Here is an 846-nt window from a genome sequence, read left to right on the forward strand (position 1 = left end):
TCGCTGGCGCTCGCTCCTCAACCAGCGGAGGCTCAGGTCGGTGTGCTCAGCGTCCGGCGGGCGTGCAGATGCAGGAGCGGTTGCCGTCGGCGTCCTCGACGACCCAGTACGCCGGTGCCGCGCGGTCGCTGACCAGCCGGCCCCCTGCGTCCAGGACTGCCTGCAGACGACGTTCCCCCTCGTCATGAGGCACCCACACGTCGAAGTGCCAGCGCTGCTCGAACGACTGCTCCGGGAGGGCGTACGTCTCGTCGGTCCCGTCCGGTTCCTGCCACCACACCGTCGGCACCTGGCCGCTCGGATCGTCGGGCTCGCCCGAGTCCACCGCGCCGCCGAGCAGCGCTGCGTAGAACGGAGCGAGGCCTTCCCCGAGTGACGTGTCGAGGCCGAGCTCCAGCTGCGTGATGCCCGAGACGTCGGACTCGATCTCGAGCTCGGCCGCAAGCGAGCTGATCCGGCGTGCCAGGTCGAGGTCCCGGCTGGTGATGCCCCGGACGTCGTGGCTGACCAGGGTGACGATCACGTCGGAGTAGGTGAAGAGGATGCCGGGGTGGTGGTCAGAGTCCTCGGCCACCTCACCGATCTTGTCGACCAGCGCCAGCCCGGTGGCGAAGTCTCCGGTGCGGAACCGGGCCTTGAGCCGACCGAGGATCTGCCGCCAGTCCGCGAGGTTCGCGTCCCGCACCTGCGTCGAGGTGAGCCTCTCCTGCTTGTCGGTCATCGTTCGTGCTCCTTCCGTCGTCAGGGGGTCGAGCTCTGACCACGGTAGGTGCGGTTCAGGACGAACGACGTCCGGAACCCCCGACCCGACGGCCCCTTGGTTTCGAGACGCTCGCTGGCGCTCGC

At 69.4% G+C, this 846-nt stretch carries 1 protein-coding gene; it reads right to left on the bottom strand.

The genetic code is table 11. The annotated features are described in order from the left end of the window. Positions 1-46 precede the first annotated feature (46 nt). Positions 47-721, bottom strand: a complete 675-nt coding sequence (locus tag EKO23_RS24740; RefSeq protein WP_134721251.1) for a 4a-hydroxytetrahydrobiopterin dehydratase — start codon at positions 719-721, stop codon at positions 47-49. Between the last annotated feature and the right edge of the window lie 125 nt (positions 722-846).

The sequence above is a fragment of the Nocardioides guangzhouensis genome, from assembly GCF_004519545.1.
GTDB classification, from domain to species: Bacteria; Actinomycetota; Actinomycetes; order Propionibacteriales; family Nocardioidaceae; genus Nocardioides; species Nocardioides guangzhouensis.

Bases quoted from the DNA above. Each gene is read 5' to 3' on its own strand.
- EKO23_RS24740 (WP_134721251.1), bottom strand. From the start codon at position 721: ATGACCGACAAGCAGGAGAGGCTCACCTCGACGCAGGTGCGGGACGCG.